This window comes from Clostridium tanneri (assembly GCF_033659955.1).
In the GTDB taxonomy this organism is placed as follows: domain Bacteria; phylum Bacillota; class Clostridia; order Clostridiales; family Clostridiaceae; genus Clostridium_AM; species Clostridium_AM tanneri.
This window is the reverse complement of sequence record NZ_JARUJP010000054.1, coordinates 1-2,705: the sequence shown is the minus strand read 5'-3', so window position 1 is coordinate 2,705 and position 2,705 is coordinate 1. Positions and strand designations below refer to the sequence as shown.

Below are 2,705 nucleotides of genomic sequence, written 5' to 3'. Positions count from 1 at the left end.
TTCACAGTGCCGATGGTACTGCTCGGGAGACTGAGTGGAAGAGTAGGTCGCTGCCAGGTAATTTACAAAAGACACTAAGCGTGAAGCTTAGTGTCTTTTCTATTTAATACTTTTATAGGCCTGGAATTCATTATTAAGAGGCTGGATATACTAAAATATTAGTAAAAGATCAGGATAATTAATAATTCTATATTTTTAAATTAAAATACTTTTGTGAAAGGGAGTTTTGGTATGAATTATATACTAGATACGCACACACATACTATAGTTAGTGGCCATGCATATACAACATGGCTAGAGAATGTGAAAGAAGCAGCTAAAAATGGCATAAAAATTTTAGGAACAACAGATCATGGACCTGCTATGCCTGGAGGACCACATATTTTTCATTTTAAAAATTTAAAAGTTATGCCAAGAGAACTTTTTGGAGTTTTACTTCTAAGAGGGTGTGAAGCAAATATAATAGATTTTCAGGGCAATTTAGATATTCCAGAAAGTGTATTAAAAAATCTAGATGTAGTCATAGCAAGCTTACATGATGTTTGCATAAAACCAGGAACCAGAGAAGAGAATACAGAGGCTTTATTAAATGTGATGAATAATAAATACGTACATATAATAGGACATTCGGGAAATCCTAGTTTTTCTATATATGAAGAAGAGGTAATTAAAAAAGCAAAAGAAAAAGATATTCTTATAGAAATAAATAATGGATCCTTTAATTCCAGATCAGGAAGCGAAGAAAATTGCATGAAGATAGCGAGATTATGTAAAGAATATAATGTTAAAATTGTGCTTGGAAGTGATGCTCACACCTGTTTTCAAATTGGCAAGTTTCCTAAAGCTGAAAAAATACTAGAAGCTATAGATATGCCAGAAGAACTTATAATGAATGTTGGAGGAGATAGATTTATAGACTACTTAAAGAGTAAAGGAAAATTGGAGTAGTACCAGATTTTCTTTTAGTATAATAATATAAGTAATATATATTTACTAAAAAGTATCCTGTAATGATATTTAAATTGAGAATTAGACGAACGTATATAGACTTAATTAATAACAATCTATATACGTTCTAGTTATTAGTGTCCATTAGATTCGCTGTCGCCTTCTTTGTTAAATAAGTCTCGTATGGAGAGAGGAGGTAAACTCCTATCAAACATATCTTCCGTTTGTATATTTATTTTCTCATCTGAAACAAATATACTAGCAAATTCAGTAATTGGATTAATGTAATCCTTTCTGTTTTTATCGGCCATTATATCACCTCCATTAATATTATTAAAAAGAAACATTATAAATATACAAAAGAACTAAAAGCTAATAAAACAAGATTAATGGATTGTTTCTTAAAGAGATGAACATTGATATTATGGAAGCAAGTTTTTTCGGAAAAAACTTAATATGCTGCGGAAATGATTTTTATATATGAATTTTACTGCAAATTTCCATCAGAATTACTTGCTTTTTTTAGGATTTTTAGTGATATTTTTATAAAAGCACCTAATAACAAAAATTAATAAAAGAAGACTATGGTATTTTGACAAAAGTTTAACTATAATAGAAGGTGCAATTTAGTAAGGAAATCACAAAGAATGTTAGCCAAAACTTAAGTTATTTATATTTTATGGGAGGGGAGAAAAGTATGAGTTGGATACAATCAATAAAAGAGTATTGTCCTTATAATGAACAAGAGGAAAAAGATAAAGAGATAATGTTAAAATGTATTAATATATTTAATGATATTTTAACTAGAAATAATGAAATTGTGCATATAACAAGCTCTGCCTTTATAGTTAATAGAGAAAAAGACAAAGTGCTAATGGTCCACCATAATATATATAATTCTTGGTCATGGACAGGGGGTCACGCAGATGGAGAAGAAGATTTATTACTTGTTGCTGTTAAAGAAGCTAAGGAAGAGACAGGGATAAAGAATGTCTATCCAGTTACTAAGGATATTTTTTCATTAGATATTTTACCTGTTATAGGACATATTAAAAAAGGAAAATACGTATCCCCTCATTTACATCTATCAATTGCTTATTTAATAGAAGCAGATGAAAGTGAATTACTTATTATTAAAGAAGATGAAAATAGTGATGTTAAGTGGATTCCAATGAATAAGATAAATATGTATTCTAATGAGCCACATATGCATAAAGTTTACAACAAAATAGTATCTAAAATAAGAGGTTAGTAATTTTAAGAAGGGATAAAGTTATAATATTTGGAAATGACCTATAGTTTTAAAGGTTAACAGTGAACAAACTGAGTCAGGTGTATCAAACTACTATAAATTGAATATAGATAAGAAATATGGTGAATTAATATGATAACTACACCTAAATGAGGGTGTTCGTTATACTATAGTCAGCAAATAATGATAAAATAACAATCGTTCTCTAGTGAGAAAATATAAATAGACAAATGTTTATAAAAGTTGTTGACATAATGTATTTTGTTATGATATTATATAAAAGCTGTCAACGACACCACATAATAATATGTAGTGAACTATGTAAATTAGAATAAATTACTAGTTGACCAGTTAAAGAAAACATGATATGATATATAAGTAGTCGAGTTGAATCGACATGATCCTTGAAAATTAAACAGAGTAAAGATAAGATAACTTATTTTTGAATAAACCAGCAATTCTTTAATGAATCTTCTCAATAAATTGGGAAGTAAGCGACTATCAT

At 28.6% G+C, this 2,705-nt stretch carries 3 protein-coding genes; 2 read left to right on the top strand and 1 reads right to left on the bottom strand.

Annotation, left to right across the window (positions count from 1 at the left end; all coding sequences use genetic code 11):
* Positions 1–231 precede the first annotated feature (231 nt).
* Positions 232–948 carry a phosphatase gene (locus tag P8V03_RS18765; protein WP_261673635.1) on the top strand — a complete coding sequence of 239 codons (717 nt, stop codon included), beginning with the start codon at positions 232–234 and terminating at the stop codon, positions 946–948.
* Positions 949–1,082: 134 nt separating this feature from the next.
* Here P8V03_RS18765 and P8V03_RS18760 read toward each other — a convergent pair whose 3' ends face one another.
* On the bottom strand, positions 1,083–1,259 hold the full coding sequence (locus P8V03_RS18760; RefSeq protein WP_318799339.1) for a hypothetical protein: 177 nt from the start codon (positions 1,257–1,259) through the stop codon (positions 1,083–1,085).
* A 386-nt stretch (positions 1,260–1,645) separates the two neighbouring features.
* Between P8V03_RS18760 and P8V03_RS18755 the strand changes: the two genes are divergently transcribed.
* Positions 1,646–2,200, top strand: coding sequence for an NUDIX hydrolase (locus tag P8V03_RS18755; protein WP_318799338.1), 555 nt, complete (start codon positions 1,646–1,648; stop codon positions 2,198–2,200).
* Positions 2,201–2,705 lie beyond the last annotated feature (505 nt).